General features: G+C 51.5%; 14 protein-coding genes and 1 tRNA gene. 12 read left to right on the top strand and 3 right to left on the bottom strand.

Annotation, left to right across the window (positions count from 1 at the left end):
• Positions 1–10 precede the first annotated feature (10 nt).
• From qrcB to Dvar_RS10685, 5 genes are all read left to right on the top strand, one after another.
• Complete coding sequence (qrcB, locus tag Dvar_RS10705) at positions 11–2,179, top strand: menaquinone reductase molybdopterin-binding-like subunit QrcB (protein ID WP_419661680.1); 2,169 nt, start codon at positions 11–13, stop codon at positions 2,177–2,179.
• Between the two features lie 21 nt (positions 2,180–2,200).
• Complete coding sequence (gene qrcC / locus Dvar_RS10700) at positions 2,201–3,028, top strand: menaquinone reductase iron-sulfur cluster-binding subunit QrcC (RefSeq protein ID WP_419661679.1); 828 nt, start codon at positions 2,201–2,203, stop codon at positions 3,026–3,028.
• 98 nt (positions 3,029–3,126) lie between these two features.
• Positions 3,127–4,434, top strand: coding sequence for a menaquinone reductase integral membrane subunit QrcD (qrcD, locus tag Dvar_RS10695; RefSeq protein ID WP_419661678.1), 1,308 nt, complete (start codon positions 3,127–3,129; stop codon positions 4,432–4,434).
• A 23-nt stretch (positions 4,435–4,457) separates the two neighbouring features.
• On the top strand, positions 4,458–4,619 hold the full coding sequence (locus tag Dvar_RS10690) for a hypothetical protein (protein ID WP_419661677.1): 162 nt from the start codon (positions 4,458–4,460) through the stop codon (positions 4,617–4,619).
• A 295-nt stretch (positions 4,620–4,914) separates the two neighbouring features.
• Complete coding sequence (locus tag Dvar_RS10685; protein ID WP_419661675.1) at positions 4,915–5,172, top strand: hypothetical protein; 258 nt, start codon at positions 4,915–4,917, stop codon at positions 5,170–5,172.
• Between the two features lie 58 nt (positions 5,173–5,230).
• On the opposite strand, the gene Dvar_RS10680 is transcribed toward Dvar_RS10685, so the two are convergent.
• The gene (locus Dvar_RS10680; RefSeq protein WP_419661674.1) at positions 5,231–7,345 is read right to left on the bottom strand and encodes a 6-phosphofructokinase; all 2,115 of its coding nucleotides are present in this window, start codon (positions 7,343–7,345) and stop codon (positions 5,231–5,233) included.
• A gap of 399 nt (positions 7,346–7,744) precedes the next feature.
• Between Dvar_RS10680 and Dvar_RS10675 the strand changes: the two genes are divergently transcribed.
• The 5 genes from Dvar_RS10675 to Dvar_RS10655 all read left to right on the top strand — a co-directional run bounded on the left by Dvar_RS10675 (position 7,745) and on the right by Dvar_RS10655 (position 10,709).
• Positions 7,745–9,061, top strand: coding sequence for a homoserine dehydrogenase (locus Dvar_RS10675; protein WP_419661673.1), 1,317 nt, complete (start codon positions 7,745–7,747; stop codon positions 9,059–9,061).
• Positions 9,062–9,110: 49 nt separating this feature from the next.
• On the top strand, positions 9,111–9,710 hold the full coding sequence (gene thrH / locus Dvar_RS10670) for a bifunctional phosphoserine phosphatase/homoserine phosphotransferase ThrH (protein WP_419661672.1): 600 nt from the start codon (positions 9,111–9,113) through the stop codon (positions 9,708–9,710).
• A gap of 44 nt (positions 9,711–9,754) precedes the next feature.
• Positions 9,755–10,186: an acyl-CoA thioesterase gene (locus Dvar_RS10665; RefSeq protein ID WP_419661671.1), complete on the top strand. Its 432-nt coding sequence runs from the start codon at positions 9,755–9,757 to the stop codon at positions 10,184–10,186.
• 46 nt (positions 10,187–10,232) lie between these two features.
• The gene (locus tag Dvar_RS10660; RefSeq protein WP_419661670.1) at positions 10,233–10,544 is read left to right on the top strand and encodes a DUF167 domain-containing protein; all 312 of its coding nucleotides are present in this window, start codon (positions 10,233–10,235) and stop codon (positions 10,542–10,544) included.
• Between the two features lie 88 nt (positions 10,545–10,632).
• Positions 10,633–10,709, top strand: a tRNA-Met gene (locus Dvar_RS10655).
• 236 nt (positions 10,710–10,945) lie between these two features.
• Here Dvar_RS10655 and Dvar_RS10650 read toward each other — a convergent pair.
• Positions 10,946–11,767: an alpha/beta hydrolase gene (locus Dvar_RS10650; RefSeq protein WP_419661669.1), complete on the bottom strand. Its 822-nt coding sequence runs from the start codon at positions 11,765–11,767 to the stop codon at positions 10,946–10,948.
• Between Dvar_RS10650 and Dvar_RS10645 the strand changes: the two genes are divergently transcribed.
• The gene (locus tag Dvar_RS10645; RefSeq protein WP_419661668.1) at positions 11,766–12,275 is read left to right on the top strand and encodes a hypothetical protein; all 510 of its coding nucleotides are present in this window, start codon (positions 11,766–11,768) and stop codon (positions 12,273–12,275) included. The genes Dvar_RS10650 and Dvar_RS10645 overlap by 2 nt on opposite strands.
• 9 nt (positions 12,276–12,284) lie before the next feature.
• Here Dvar_RS10645 and Dvar_RS10640 read toward each other — a convergent pair whose 3' ends face one another.
• Positions 12,285–13,304, bottom strand: a complete 1,020-nt coding sequence (locus Dvar_RS10640) for an HDOD domain-containing protein (RefSeq protein ID WP_419661667.1) — start codon at positions 13,302–13,304, stop codon at positions 12,285–12,287.
• 260 nt (positions 13,305–13,564) lie between these two features.
• Here Dvar_RS10640 and murA point away from each other — a divergent pair, with 260 nt between their 5' ends.
• The gene (gene murA / locus Dvar_RS10635) at positions 13,565–14,854 is read left to right on the top strand and encodes a UDP-N-acetylglucosamine 1-carboxyvinyltransferase (protein WP_419661666.1); all 1,290 of its coding nucleotides are present in this window, start codon (positions 13,565–13,567) and stop codon (positions 14,852–14,854) included.
• Positions 14,855–14,880 lie beyond the last annotated feature (26 nt).

Here is a 14,880-nt window from a genome sequence, read left to right as displayed (position 1 = left end):
GGGAAAATTCATGAAAGTTGACAGAAGAAGTTTCTTGTCGTTCGTCATCGGCGGCGCAGCGGGTACGGCCCTGTCGCCACTGCCGTGGAAACTGATGGATGATTCTTCCATCTGGTCACAAATGTGGCCATGGACGCCTGTGCCGCCGGACGGTGAAGTGGTCTACGAAGCGTCTACCTGCAGTTTATGCCCGGGCGGCTGCGGTATTTCCGTCCGCAAGATCGACAACCGGGCGGTAAAAATCGAAGGGCAAAAAGGCCATCCCATCAATGACGGCGGCATGTGTATGTTGGGCCTTTCCGGTCTTCAACTGCTCTACGGCCCCACCCGTATCAAGTCCCCCATGAAACGTATTGGTGAACGCGGCGAAGGCAAATGGCAAAAAATCTCATGGGAGGAAGCCATTGGCCTTGTCACGGAAAAGCTCACCGATATCCGTAATAAAGGTGAAGCGCATACTGTGGCCGCCATTTCCGGATCCGACAAAGGCACGGTACCGGCACTTTTCAAACGATTTATGACCGCTGTTGGGTCTCCCAATTTCATGTGTACACCGTCCCGCCGATTTGCCGATCAATTAGCGGTCAACAAACTTTTCGGCGGCGCTGGCTATACCGGTTTCGACCTTGAAAATGCGGACTATATCCTCAGTTTCGGCAGCGGCATCGCCGACGGATGGGGAGCGCCGGTGCGCATGTTCAAGGTCTGCAGCCATTGGAAGGAAAAAAATATTCCGGTTGTGCAGATCGAGCCCCGGTTGTCCAATAGTGCGGCCAAAGCCAGCCGTTGGGTGCCAATCAATCCCGGCACGGAAGCTGATCTGGCGCTGGGGATTGCTGCGGTAATGCTTTCCAAAAATTGGGTCGAGGGCGATTCGGTTTCCGGGTTGAGGAAATGGAAAAAGGATCTGCTGGCCCAGTTCGACCTGCAAGAGGTCGCCCAGATTACCGGCGTGGATGCCGATACCATCGTCGAGCTGGCCAAAGGGTTCGCCAAAGCCAACCGGCCGCTGGCCATCTGCGGCCGGGGCAAAGGCCAGAAGGCGGAAAGCCTGCGTGAAACCATGGCGGTATACACCCTCAATGCCCTGGCTGACAATCTCAACCAGACCGGCGGTATGTGGGCCATCAGCGAAAACGACTACATTGACTGGCCGGACGTAGGAGCGGACAAACTGGCATCCGAGGGTTTGCGCCAACCCCGGTTTGATGGGGCCGGGAGCGGCCAATATACAGATGCCCGATACCTGGCAAGCCGGTTGGCCCAGGGACTGGACGGCGACGGCCCCTATCCGTTGCAGATGTTGATGGTGGCGGACGCCAACCCCTTTTATGAACTCCCGGATGCCAAAAAGGTCCAGGCGGCGCTGGCGAAAATCGGATTCATTGTCAGTTTCTCTTCATTTCAGGATGAAACCGCGGCCATGGCCGATCTGCTGCTACCCAATCACGTTTACCTGGAGCGCTATGAAGACGTACCCGTGGGTGCCTGTTTGCCCCAACCGGCCATCGGGCTCACGAAACCCGTCGTTTCTCCGCAATTCAATACACGCCATTTGGGAGAAACACTGCTGGCCATGGCCAAGACCATGGGCGGCGGTATCGCCGAGGCATTTGCATGGGATGATTACGAAAGCTGCCTCCAAGAAACGCTGGCAGACAAGTGGGATACGCTCATGGAAGACGGCGTGTGGGTTGAATCCGACGTCGACACGGTTTCCAACTCCGTTAAACTGGCGGCTGTGGACCAACCCGGGGTCAATGCCGAAGGTGATCAGAGCAGCTTTCCGCTCTTGCTCGTTCCATATGATTCCATTCGTATATCAAGTGGGTATATTGGTGATGCGCCCTTTATGATCAAAACCGTTGCCGATACCGTAATCAAAGGCAAAGACGGTTTCGTAGAAATCAATCCCCAGACGGCCAGCGCCGCCGGACTCAGCAATGGAGACCTGGCAATGTTAACCACGCCCCGCGGTGCGGCCGCGGTTCGGGTTCACTGTTTTGAAGGCATTAAACCCGGCGTAATCGCCATGGTCCAAGGACTTGGCCATACTGCTTATGATGGTTTTCTGGCTGGCAAGGGGGTCAACATCAACGAACTCATCGGCCCTGTTGAGGATCCGTCATCCGGTTATGACGCCGCCTGGGGAATCCGAGCCAAACTGGCCAAAGCCTAATTAACCCGACGTGAGGTTCTGATGAAACACGAGCAGCAACATAATCCGCCCATGAAATACGGAATGGCCATCGATCTCGATAAGTGCACCGGCTGTGGCGCATGCATGGTGGCTTGTATGGCCGAAAACAACGTGCCGTTCAAGGAGGATGAGTCCAACAAGCTGGATAGCATTACTTGGATTCGCGTTTATAAACTGACCAATGACAAACCCTACCCGGATACAGACATCTGCTACCTGCCGCGTCCCTGTCAACATTGTGAAGGACACGGGGGGCACAGTCCGTGCGTTTCGGTTTGTCCGGCAACGGCAACCGACTATAGCCGGGAGACCGGTATTGTCAGCCAGATCTACACCCGTTGCTTTGGTTGCCGATACTGTATGGCGGCCTGCCCTTACCACGCCAGGTATTTTAACTGGTGGGATCCGGTCTGGCCGGATGGCATGGAAAAGTATCTGAGCCCCGATGTCTCCCCACGCATGCGCGGGGTCGTCGAAAAATGTAGTTTCTGTTTCCACCGGTATCAGCAGGCCAAGGACGAGGCCTATCTCAACGGTGAACGACGGGTTTCCGAAGCGGCATACCAGACCGCTTGCACACAGGCCTGTCCCACCGGCGCCATCGTTTTCGGCGATCTCAACAACCCCGACCACCGGGTTCACCAGATTGTTCAACCGGATCCCAAAAACGGCAATAAATCCAGGAACCCACGGGCGTTCCGCTTGCTGGAACGACTGGGTACCAATACTAAAGTGTACTACCTTTCCAGTCGTGAATGGGTCCGCCGAAAAGGCGACAATTATCTGGAACACGAGAAAACCGGTCAGGTGGCCAAAGCCCATCACTGAAGTGTGACAGGGATCTAACGCGGTGCTTGTAGCGGACCAATCTAACCGGATGTATCAATAAAAACGGCAAACCGTACAGATCAAGGAGTACTTACCCTATGGATTCTGCTTTAATACCCAAAGGCGTCAAGCGTTGCCCCATGTGGCAGTTCCTCCTGGGACTGGGCATTGTGGGCGCTGTCCTTGCGTGGGGCGTTTATGCCATGCTGCTGTGTTGGTTCAAGGGATTGAATCAGACCAACATGAATGATTATTATGGATTCGCGCTCTGGATCTGGGCGGACTTGGCCGTCATCGCCCTTGGTGGTGGAGCGTTCTTCAGCGGACTGCTCAAGTACATCATCGGCAAGGATGAGCTGAAGCATATCATCAACTACGCGGTGCTGATCGGATTTATTTGCTACAGCTCCGCCCTTTTGATTTTGGCGATTGACATTGGCCAGCCCCTACGTGGATGGTTTATCTTTTGGCATGCAAATGTCCATTCCATGCTCACCGAGGTGGCCTTCTGCCTGTCTTGTTATTTCTCCGTGCTGACCATCGAGTACATTCCGCTGATCCTGGAGAACCGCCAGCTGGACAAGGTCCCCTTCTTTCACAATTTAAGCCATAATATGCATGAAACCATGGCTGTATTCGCCGCCACCGGTGCCTTTCTCTCCTTTTTCCATCAGGGATCACTGGGCGGGGTCACCGGCGTGCTCTTCGGACGGCCGTTCGGCTTCCGCGAGGGGCTCCTTATCTGGCCCTGGACCTTTTTCCTGTTCACCTGGTCGGCTGCGGCGTATGGCCCCACCTTCACCCTGCTGATCACCTGGATCACCGAGAAGGTGACCCGCAAAAAACTGGTCAAGGACAACGTCATCGACTTGCTGGCCAAGATATCCGGGTGGATGATTTTCACTTACACCATCGCCAAAATTTGTGATACGGCCCGCTGGATCAACATCACCGCCCCTGGTTTGGGTCAAACCTTGGCTGACTTCTACACCGGCAATGACTTTTACGGCTACTGGATCCTGTTCGCTGAGATTATTCTGGGCGGTGTGGTTCCGGCCATCATTCTGGTCAGCCGGCCCTTGCGGAAAAACCCACTCACACGGGTGATCGCTCTGTTTTTAGCCGTCATGGGTGTATCCTTGAACCGCTGGGTCATGGTTCTCCAGGTCATGGCCATACCGGTTATGCCTTTCGACCACTGGGCCCTGTACTTTCCCAGCTGGCAGGAAATCGCGACCACGATTCTTCCTGTGGCATACGGTGTTATCTTGATCATGATCTCTTACCGCTACCTGCCCATCTTCCCCCAGGAGGCAGAGCTTAATCCCATTGATGATGAACCTGAATCATCCGTAGCGGCAGATGCGGACATCGTTTCAACAGATCTGGAACCGGCAGAAGCTTAAGCCCGGCTCAAGGAGGAGAAATTATGTTTCCTTTCAGTTTTGAATGGATCTGGGATGCTGGCCACATGGTTTTTCATGGCGGGTTGTGGTACGCCCTGAACATCATTGGCATCGGCATGACCTACTGCATTATCAAAGCAGTTATCGACACGGCAAAAGGCAAAGGCGGTCATGGTCACCACTAGGTGGTAAAAAAAACCGTTACCGTAATAAAAATAAAAAGTTCCAATTCAAAAGCGCTTCTTCCCGGGCTTAGGAATCCAGGAAGAAGCGCTTTTTATTGGGAAAATTATTTCATATTATGTTATTTTTTTCACAGTTTTTTACGAAAAATTATTCTCAGCAACAGTTCCACTCGAACCACCACTTTTCCTTCAACACTTTGTAATTTTTTTAAATATTCACCAAATAAAAAATTGGCACTTAATTTGCTTAAGCAGATAGCACCTGTATTACGCCAAAAAAAAAGGGAGGGGGAAAGTGAATAAGCTATTTTCCTTCTTAATCATAACACTGCTCATGTTTATGGTTTTGGAAATTTTCAATGCTGAAGATATTTCAATGAAATCTCAGGATCTCAGCTATAACTTTGCAACAGACGCGCTGGCTTCTCTGAACGAAAACGAAGCCCCGCCCACGTCAGGAATAGACTACTCGGCATTCGATCCGACAGTGATGCTGTTGCTGGGAACCGGACTGGTTGGTTTGGCAGGCTTGGGGATAAGGAAAAAGAAATAAATAAACCGATTGTAAAACTAAACCGGGCAGCGCGACAATCGCTGCCCGGTTTTTTATATTAATGGTCCGGTTCCGGTTCGGCCGACGACAGATGACCGCCCATAGCGTTGAGCAACAAGGTAATCGGTCGGTCCTCCTCACTTTTGCCGGTGAACCGAATCGGTCCGGGATGCCGGTAATGATCGTCCCCGGGTGCGGCGGCCAGCCAGGTATCACGAAAATGCTGGACGACCTTGAATGCGGGCGCATTCACATCAACGATGCTTTTCTCAAGCACTAGTTCGAGCTTGCCTTTGCGTTCCTCAAGATGCATGAGCGGTGCAATGGGGATACCAATGGGGCGCCAATGCCGGAAATCCTGTTCCAGATTTAAAATCGCGGCCATCTGGCCGGTGGCACCATTGGCAATCAGACTAAACACGGTCATCCCCAAATTGTAGGTATAAACACAGTCAAAGCGTGTCGGATCACCGCCCCGCCCATCATATCCGTAAAAATGGGCCTGGGTCTTAAATTTGGGGACGGACTGGTCATAAATTTTTTCCAAAGGGGCCGGAATCTTATCTTCATCTTGGAGCAAACCGGCGTCCATCAGTGCAGCCTTGAGGGTCTTTTTGGAAATGATGGACGGTTTTATCAATAAAAATTCATGCTGTTTCCAGTTATCGAATAAAATCGGGCCATAGCGTTCTGGATCAAGCCCTGCTTTTTGCAGGGTCTTGAAAAACACCGCATCTTGGATGCCGATGATATAATGCCCTTTCTCCTTCAAAATGTTTAGATAGTCTGTTACCAGGTCCAGTAATACCTTTTCGGTCTTGACCTGGGAGAATTGAAAATTGCCGTGACTGTCTCTCTCGGTCAGCAACCCTTCCTGAAAAAATGCGGGGATATCGTTGAAGAGTTCATCATCCCGGGCATTCCATACGTTATAAGCAATATCCTTACGGATTCCCCGAACCAAGCGCCGCAAGTATTCCAGTTTGTCGTTGAGCGTGGGAAAAGCCGTGTGAAAATCCTTGTCGTGCATTTTGTTGTAATAGGCGATGATCGTGTTGAGCTTGATGATGAAGACTTGAATTTCATTAATAAACTCCAACACCCCTTCAGGGATCACCAGCACCCCATAGTTTTTACCCACGGCGGCCCGGCTGGTGATCGCATGGCAAATCACCCGTGAAAGGTGCCTTAAGGTCATGCCGTAGGCCGTATAGTCCACCACCCCGCTTTTTTCGGCCTTTTCCAACCTTTCGTCATCCACATAGTCTGCCAGGTCTTCGCCGATCAGCGTCATATTGGCATGGGTTTGCAAGGCCACTTCCAACGCCAGATGGCTGGCCACGCGGCCCATAACTTTACAGATGTGCCAGTATTTCACATCGGAGCTTGCGTCCGTACAAAGGTTGGCAATGGCCTGAGAAAAGGCACGCGCTGCGGTATGGAAGCCAAAGGACATGGCACACAGCACCTTACCGTTGGCATCGCGCACTTGAATATCACCATCAATGGTTTTCGGAACCCCGATTACCTGAACCCCATCATTGGCCATCTCCTGGGCCAAAAACGCCGCATTGGTATTGGAATCATCGCCACCAACGACCACCAGCGCATCCAGCCCCAGTTTTTTGCAGGTTTCACGAGACAGAGACATTTTTTTCTGATTGTCGATCTTGGTGCGCCCGGTTTTAATCATGGTAAATCCACCGATATTCCGGTAGCGATCCACAAGATCCTGGGTCAATTCGATGAAATCTCCCTCGATGATGCCGTCCGGCCCCATTAAAAACCCATAGATTTTTGTGTCCGGGTTGGCTTTTTGGGCGGCATCAAACAGCCCGGCAATCACATTGTGTCCGCCGGGTGCAGGTCCCCCCGAGAAGACAATGCCGATTTTCCTGGGTTTGCCGAATTCCGCATTTTTTGAATCATTGCCCACAACGCGCTGCACGGTGTTACCAATAATATGCGACAGTTGTTGACGCGCCTGTCGATCGATTTCAAACTGGTACTGGGCATCGGTTTTAAGATGCGTCGAAGCTTTTTCAAACACATCACAAACAGGGGGCCGATAGGCCATTCTATCTTTGAGTTCGAGATTGACATCGGCAATGGCATCCATTACCGAGGGATGATTTAATATTTCTTCAAGTCCAATGGTGGATGATTGGGTCATTCAGCCCTCCAAGGGTGATGGTTGATAATTGTCGCTTTTTTCTGGGGAAATGCCTTGCTGGGTAAATTTATCCTTCGCCCCCCCATCAAGTCAAGGCAATTCCACGCTCACGAGACATCGAAATTACAACGTAACAAATTAATATTAATTAATATATGCACATTTCACAACCAAAGCACTAAAAAACTGCCAATTAAAAACAGCAAACCCAAATCCGGTTTCTTCAATTGAACGGATCTACAAAATGGCCGTTCGGATTGCTTCATGAAAAAAAACATTGGAATCCGGGCCGTTTTCTCGGTCTCTTTTTTATTGACTTTCACGGGCCGCTCATAAGAAATTGGTGAATTGGTTGATGTCTTTTGGATGGAACCCCACGCGTATTAGAAAGTAAAAATAATGAGACAGGTTAATATTGCAATTTTAGGCTGCGGCACGGTTGGGACGGGTGTTGCTCGTCTATTGCTCGAAAACGGTGATATCATTCGCGACCGGATTGGATGTCCCCTGAACCTGAAATACGTGGCGGATATCGACACTCAGCGGGACAGGGGAATCAATCTGGCGCCCGGTGTAATGATACCCGATGCAGCCACCGCCATCAACGATCCGCAGGTTGATATCGTGGTGGAAACCATTGGCGGCGAAGGCATTGCCAAACAGCTGATGCTGGATGCAATCGAGCGCGGCAAACACGTGGTCACCGCCAACAAAGCCCTTCTGGCCAAACACGGCAACGAGATTATCGCGCTGGCCACGAAAAATCGGGTGGATCTGGGCTATGAAGCCAGTGTGGGCGGATGCATGCCGATTATCAAGACCGTCCGGGAATCCTTGATCGGCAATCGGATCAGTGCCATGACCGGTATTCTCAATGGGACCTGTAATTATATTCTTTCCAAAATCACCGATGAGGGCGTGGTCTTCGAAGCCGCCTTGGCCGAAGCTCAGGCAAAGGGGTATGCCGAGGCGGACCCCACGCTTGATGTGGAGGGATTGGATGCCGCCCACAAACTGGCCATTCTTGGCGCCCTGGCCTTTGGCATGCAAATCAATTTTAACGATGTATATATCGAAGGCATATCCAAAATTACCCCCCTGGATATTGAATTTGCGGCGCAGTTTGGCTATCGCCTCAAACTGCTGGCCATCACAAAATTCAACGGTCAAAGCGTGGAAGCAAGGGTCCATCCCACGATGATCCCATTTTCCAACATGCTCTCCAACGTCAACGGCACCCTGAACGCCATCAGTGTGTCCGGCGATGCCGTGGGAGACATATTGCTTTACGGACACGGTGCAGGCATGATGCCCACGGCCAGTGCCGTGGTATCGGACATCGCCGACATTGCCAGGAACCTGGCTGTCAATGGTGCCGGTCGCCTGCCGGTTATGGGCTACCAGCCAGATACAATCAAGCCGATCCCTGTCATGCCCATCGATGATATCATCACCCACTATTATTTTCGTTTCGATGCCATGGACCGCCCCGGCGTTCTGGCAACCATCGCCGGCATTTTGGGCAAACACGCCATCAGCCTGAAAAGCGTCCACCAAAAGGGGCGTAAAACCGATGGATCCGTACCCGTGGTGATGTTAACCCATTATGCCCGCGAAGCCGACGTCGCCAAGGCCCTGGCGGAAATCGAAGCCCTGGATGTGGTCGCCGGCACGCCCATGCTGGTCAGAATCGAGGACCAAGACGGACAAGACTGAGTTTCAGGCCATCTTATTTAATGCGGTTTAACTTTTGTTGTGAGGAAACATGCATATTATCTGCTCTGATTTGGAAGGTGTATTTATCCCGGAAATTTGGATCAATGTGGCCGAGCGTACGGGTATCGACGATTTGCGGCTGACCACCCGGGACATTGCCGATTATGACGTTCTGATGAAACGGCGCCTGTCCATTTTGGATGCCAACGGTCTGAAGCTCAAGGACATTACCGACGTGATCGCCACCATTGATCCGTTGCCGGGCGCCAAAGACTTTCTGGACTGGCTGCGGTCCCAGACACAGGTGATCATTGTGTCGGATACCTTCGTGGAATTTGCCAAACCGCTGATGAAAAAACTGGGTTGGCCAACATTGCTGTGCCACGGTCTGACCATCGATGCGGGCGGCGCCATTGCCGATTACAACCTGCGCCAGGCCGACGGCAAACGCAAAGTGGTCCAAGCGTTCAAAGACCTGAACTACGAGGTGCTGGCCATGGGGGATTCGTATAATGATGTCGCCATGCTAAAAGAAGCCCATCAGGGCATATTGTTCCGGCCCCCGAAAAATGTGATTGATGAGTACCCCCAATTTCCAGTGACAACCACGTATGAGGAACTGAGAGACATTTTCGGCAAGGTCTTTTGAAAATGGGTATAAGGCTTAAGGTATAAGGTTGAAGGTTGAAGATCATGACATCAGCATTACCCAATCTGACCCATAGCACTACCTACCGCGTGATCTACGGCGATACGGACACCATGGGAATCGTCTATCACGCCAATTATCTGCGGTGGTTTGAGATGGGCCGCACCGAGCTGTTCCGTCACCTGGGACTGCCCTATCGGGAAATCGAAGCGCGAGGGCTCAAGCTACCGGTATCCGAGGTAAAATGTAAATATCACACCCCGGCACGGTATGACGACGTCCTCGTCATCCAGGCCTCTCTCAATACGGGATTTCGTGCCGGCATGCAGTTTGACTACGCCATTACCAGTCAGGACGGCAGCGTGACGCATACCACAGGATATACCCGGCATGCGTTTGTCAATGACGAGGGCAAGGTGGTTCGTCCGCCCCAATTTATCCGGGAGATGGTTGCGCAGGCGGGTGGTGATCAGTGATCGGTGACCGGTGACCGGTGACCGGTGATCAGAATAAATCAATACCATGGCATTTACAATCCAGGAAAAAACTGAAGGGCTGGTTTTTCGCATCCGTGTTCAACCCCGATCCTCAAAAAACCGGATTACGGGGCTGTATGGCGATGCATTGAAAATTAATCTGACCGCACCGCCAGTGGACAATGCAGCCAATAAAGCATGTGGTGTTTTTTTGGCAGGGTTGCTGTCGGTCGCCAAATCATCAGTCAGCATTGTTTCCGGTCATACCGGCCGCAACAAGCAGGTCATGGTGCAGTGCCGGGAAAACAGCGACAAACGCAATGCCATAAAGAAAAAGATCCTGTCATGGGCAAGATAATAATGAAGATATGAAAAAGAATCCATTTTTCTCGTTTTACCTGTTGACAATCAGATTAAAAACGTTTAGTGTGCGAACTTCAATTTGATGCGGGGTGGAGCAGTCTGGTAGCTCGTCGGGCTCATAACCCGAAGGTCAGAGGTTCGAATCCTCTCCCCGCTACCAAGAAAAACAAGGGGTTACGCGATATGCGCAACCCCTTTTTTGTTTCGGTGACACCCTTGAGGACACTTTGTAAAAATTTTTTCGCCGTCTCTTTAGTGAGTAGAATTTCAGATTTACGGTCTACATTACTCACCTAATGTACATAGTTATATTCCGGAGGTAGTGTTATAGCGATTGCAACCACCGGTTTTTTTTAAGGCCTAAATAATAAGGTAAAAAAACCTTTGCCGAACATTTCAATCCACCACCCGATGCAAAAATTCCATGATATCCTTCCAGTAGTGATCCCAATCCGGCGGTCCATCACTGTGCCCGAAATCGTAAAGGAGAAGTTCGGCACGGGGAATATGCTTTTTCACTTCCAGGGCGTGGGCGACCGGGACCACATTGTCCCGCGTGCCGTGAATGATCAGAATCGGCCCTGAATAGTCCAGCAGTGCGCCAAGCGTGTCATACCGATCCACGAGAAAAAGCTCCGGAGCGCCGTGGGCCATGGCCTTGATCGATGTAAAGGTCGACTCCACGATGATGCCCGCTGCCGGCCGCTGCCGGCTGAGTTCACTGATGACCGCGCCGCCCAGTGAACGGCCGTGAAATACCACTTTTTGGGGATCCACAAATGGCTGCGATGCCAGGTAGTCATAAAATGCCATAAAATCCGAAGCAATACGCGCGCGACTGGGTGTCCCGGCGCTTCGTCCGTATCCACGGTATTCCCCCAACAGCACGGTGATGCCCAAGCGTTGATAGGCTTCAGCCCGATCTCGATAAAAATCGATCAGCTCACGGTTGCCATGGGCGATGAGGACGGCCGGTCCACGGTGATGGCCCCCATTGGCCCCTTTTCCTTTGAAGAGCCAGCCTTCAACCGGCCCCTGATCCGATTGTATCCAAAATCGCTTAAAATTCACCGCATCATCTGGAAAATCGGGTATCCAAGCAATGTGATGGGGCTGAAACACCAATCGGCGGACCGGATGGGTACAGGAAAAAACCAAGCACAGGCAAATGGCTAATGTTCCCACGATCTCCATTGACATGAAACCGTATGCGCGCATGGCGTGTCATCTCCTTTATCTCGCGCTCGAGGTCAATCAGAACGCACCAGCGGGAACCCATTCAAGTGACATTGTCCGTTTCTGCCGCACCTATAAGAAAGATCAACCCATCGACAACGATCAATTTTTTCACGCCAAGCCCGGTTGGATCGACCTGGCCAAACAAGCCATTGATCTTGACTATCAGATCCGCTTCATTGATGCCGGCCAGCGCAGTGGATTCGTCAATCTTCCCCGGGACCGGACAATGTTTGAAACCATCAAAAGAGAAATTTTCCATGCACATCCCGATGCAAAGGTGATTGTCTACGTTGGGGCATTGCACATTGGCGAACAGGAGACCGAAACTGGTATTTTCATGGGTACAGAGAAGAAAAAACCATTGGGATTCTTTTTAGACCAGTATACCCGGGGAAGAAATTTCAGTGTCTACATGGGGCACACCAATGATACGCCCGTGGGATGTGATCTTTTCATCAGCTATTTTCTCTGGAATGCTGATCAATGAGCAGTGAATTTAGTGGAACCTGAAAAGGCTCAGTAGCCTGGCCAGCCAGCTGATCTTTTTCTTGGATGGGGGAGGCTTTGTCCCTGACTTACCTGGTTTGGGTGAGACATTGCCCGATCCCTTGTCAGTGTCGGCCTTCTTCTCATCGGACATGGCCGCAAACTTTTTCTTGAGCGTTTCGTAAATATCTTGAACCACACGGTTGCGGATTGCCTCGTCGGCCAGCGGCGAGGCAAGGTCCCTGCCCAACCATGTCTGCTCTAAATCATAGGCGTAAAAATCCATGGCATTGCCAATGCCGGAGGTATTGGCGATAAAATAGGCAAATTGGGTGACCGCCGCTATTTCCCAGAAGGTTTTGTCGGCCTTTTCAGGTTCACGATAATGCTTGACGGCCATGCAGATGGATTGTGGGAATTGCCATGACCTGAGAACTTCAAAGGCAATATCCGTATCGGTCGTCCCGATCAGATCCAATTCCGCCTCAACGATCGGTTGATTGTAAATGCTCGAATTTTCAAGGCATTTCAGAAAGTCTTCAGGACGGGTCAGGGCCAGAATCAGTTTCCCTATGCCATGTAAAAGACCGGCGATATACAGTTCTCCGGGGATGCTGTTGATATGCAGGTCCGTCCTGCCCAGCATGCGGTTGGCCATACCGCAAGCCCATGAGTGAGCCCAAAAATCCTTGCCCGAAAAGCCTTCGATGCGCGGGAACTCAGGTAAAATGGTGCGGAAAAAGTGCAGGTTGATGGCATTGATGGATTCCTCAAGGCCGATATGCATGATCGCCTGTCTGAGGCTGGATACTTTCTGGATGGCACCAAAGTAGGCGGAGTTGGCCAGCTGCAGCAAATGGGTGGTAAGGCTCATGTCAGATTCAATCAACCGGATAAATTGATCCACATCGACCTCTTGGACCGGCTGATGATTCATGGCCAGCAATTGGCTTCCAATGGGTGGAAAGGGAGGCAATTTGAGATTGGATTGAAGTATTTCCAATGCAATGGCCTGTGCAGTGTTGTTCATTTTTTCATGCCTTTTTTGATCTTGTTGATACGGCTGGTTTTCCTGCCACCTATACTGGCGCATTGACATCGGTGCACAGGAAAAAGTTCAAACGGTAGATGGCGCTTCAATTAATGTAGCACAGGCACGAACAAAGCCAACCCATAAAATTCAGTTGCCGTCAGCAATCATTTATGCCAATTTAACGAAAAAATCGCTTGACAGCAAATTCAAAACCAATGGGCTGACCAACAGGTCGAACAACCAGAGAGGCAACGCTTATGTCCGATCAGGAATATATTGAAATTAATGGTGGCAGGCCCCTTTCGGGCAGTGTTTGTGTTCAGGGATCGAAAAACGCCATTCTTCCCATGCTGGCAGCCTCCCTGCTTCCCGAACACGGTTGTAGCGTAATCCGCAATGTGCCACCGCTCAACGATATTCTCGTGGCCTTTGACATCATGCGCCACGTCGGTGCCAAGGTGGATTATTTTGCCAGTGAAAAAGTGGTTTGTGTGGACGCCACGCACTTGAACCGGTCGGATCTGCCTGAATCACTGACCTGCCGTTTACGGGCCTCGGTGCTGTTCATCCCGGCCCTGCTCAAACGACTGGGTGAAGTCCGCTTGCCCTCCGTCGGCGGTTGCCCCTTGGGAAGCCGCAACCTCAACTACCATTACCGCGGGTTTGCCCGTCTGGGGGCAAAGATCACGGCCAAGGATGCCTTTATCATCAGCGGGGAGACGTTTGCCGGGACCACCATGTATCTGGATTTTCCCAGCCACACCGGAACGGAAAATCTGATGATGGCCGCCTGTTTTTCCAAAGGCATATCGATTATTGAAAACGCCGGGGCCGATCCCGAAATCACCGATTTTGCCAAATTTCTGATCAAAATGGGCGCCAAGATTCATGGACTGGGCACGCGCACGCTCACCGTGGAAGGCGTACCCCAGCTCAATGCCATTGAATACTATGCCATGAATGACCGTCTGGACGCCGGCCTGTTCATGATGGCCGCCGGTATTGCTGGAGGACGGATTTCCATTATCGGCGTGGCACCCGAGGACATCCGTATCCTGATCGAAAAAATGATGCAGATGGGAGTTGAAATCAACGTCAACGGGTATGTGCTTGAAGTTTCTTCCCCAGGCCGACAATTAAAACCGGTCAACGTGCTCACCTGCCCCTACCCCGGTTTCGCCACGGATTTTCAGCCCGGCATGATGGCCCTGTCCTGCATTGCCGACGGCCAGAGTTACATCCGCGAACGTATTTTCGACAAGCGTTTCAGCCAGGTTTCCGAGTTGAGAAAACTGGGCGCGGTCATCGACCTGGACGAAGAGGATGGTCTGGCCATCGTCAACGGCCCCACTACATTCAAAGGCGCCGATACCCGTCCGGACAACATCCGCGCCGCGTCATGTATTCTTTTGGCCGGACTGGCCTGTCCGGAAACAACGATCGTGCGCAACATCTACCAGATTGGACGCGGCCATTTTGACATCGAGAACCGTTTTCAAGCACTCAGTGCCAATGTTGTGAGAAAAAACAGCGTGATCCGGACTTGATTTCCCAGCCCAGATCCATTAAGTAG

The sequence above is a fragment of the Desulfosarcina variabilis str. Montpellier genome, from assembly GCF_048565275.1.
GTDB classification, from domain to species: Bacteria; Desulfobacterota; Desulfobacteria; order Desulfobacterales; family Desulfosarcinaceae; genus Desulfosarcina; species Desulfosarcina variabilis.
The sequence above is the reverse complement of the archived record's forward strand: the minus strand, read 5'-3'. Positions and strand labels throughout refer to the sequence as shown.

Coding starts and splice junctions, on each gene's coding strand:
- qrcB (WP_419661680.1), top strand. CDS start 11: ATGAAAGTTGACAGAAGAAGTTTCTTGTCGTTCGTCATCGGCGGCGCA.
- qrcC (WP_419661679.1), top strand. CDS start 2,201: ATGAAACACGAGCAGCAACATAATCCGCCCATGAAATACGGAATGGCC.
- qrcD (WP_419661678.1), top strand. CDS start 3,127: ATGGATTCTGCTTTAATACCCAAAGGCGTCAAGCGTTGCCCCATGTGG.
- Dvar_RS10690 (WP_419661677.1), top strand. CDS start 4,458: ATGTTTCCTTTCAGTTTTGAATGGATCTGGGATGCTGGCCACATGGTT.
- Dvar_RS10680 (WP_419661674.1), bottom strand. CDS start 7,345: ATGACCCAATCATCCACCATTGGACTTGAAGAAATATTAAATCATCCC.
- Dvar_RS10675 (WP_419661673.1), top strand. CDS start 7,745: ATGAGACAGGTTAATATTGCAATTTTAGGCTGCGGCACGGTTGGGACG.
- thrH (WP_419661672.1), top strand. CDS start 9,111: ATGCATATTATCTGCTCTGATTTGGAAGGTGTATTTATCCCGGAAATT.
- Dvar_RS10665 (WP_419661671.1), top strand. CDS start 9,755: ATGACATCAGCATTACCCAATCTGACCCATAGCACTACCTACCGCGTG.
- Dvar_RS10660 (WP_419661670.1), top strand. CDS start 10,233: ATGGCATTTACAATCCAGGAAAAAACTGAAGGGCTGGTTTTTCGCATC.
- Dvar_RS10645 (WP_419661668.1), top strand. CDS start 11,766: ATGGCGTGTCATCTCCTTTATCTCGCGCTCGAGGTCAATCAGAACGCA.
- Dvar_RS10650 (WP_419661669.1), bottom strand. CDS start 11,767: ATGCGCGCATACGGTTTCATGTCAATGGAGATCGTGGGAACATTAGCC.
- Dvar_RS10640 (WP_419661667.1), bottom strand. CDS start 13,304: ATGAACAACACTGCACAGGCCATTGCATTGGAAATACTTCAATCCAAT.
- murA (WP_419661666.1), top strand. CDS start 13,565: ATGTCCGATCAGGAATATATTGAAATTAATGGTGGCAGGCCCCTTTCG.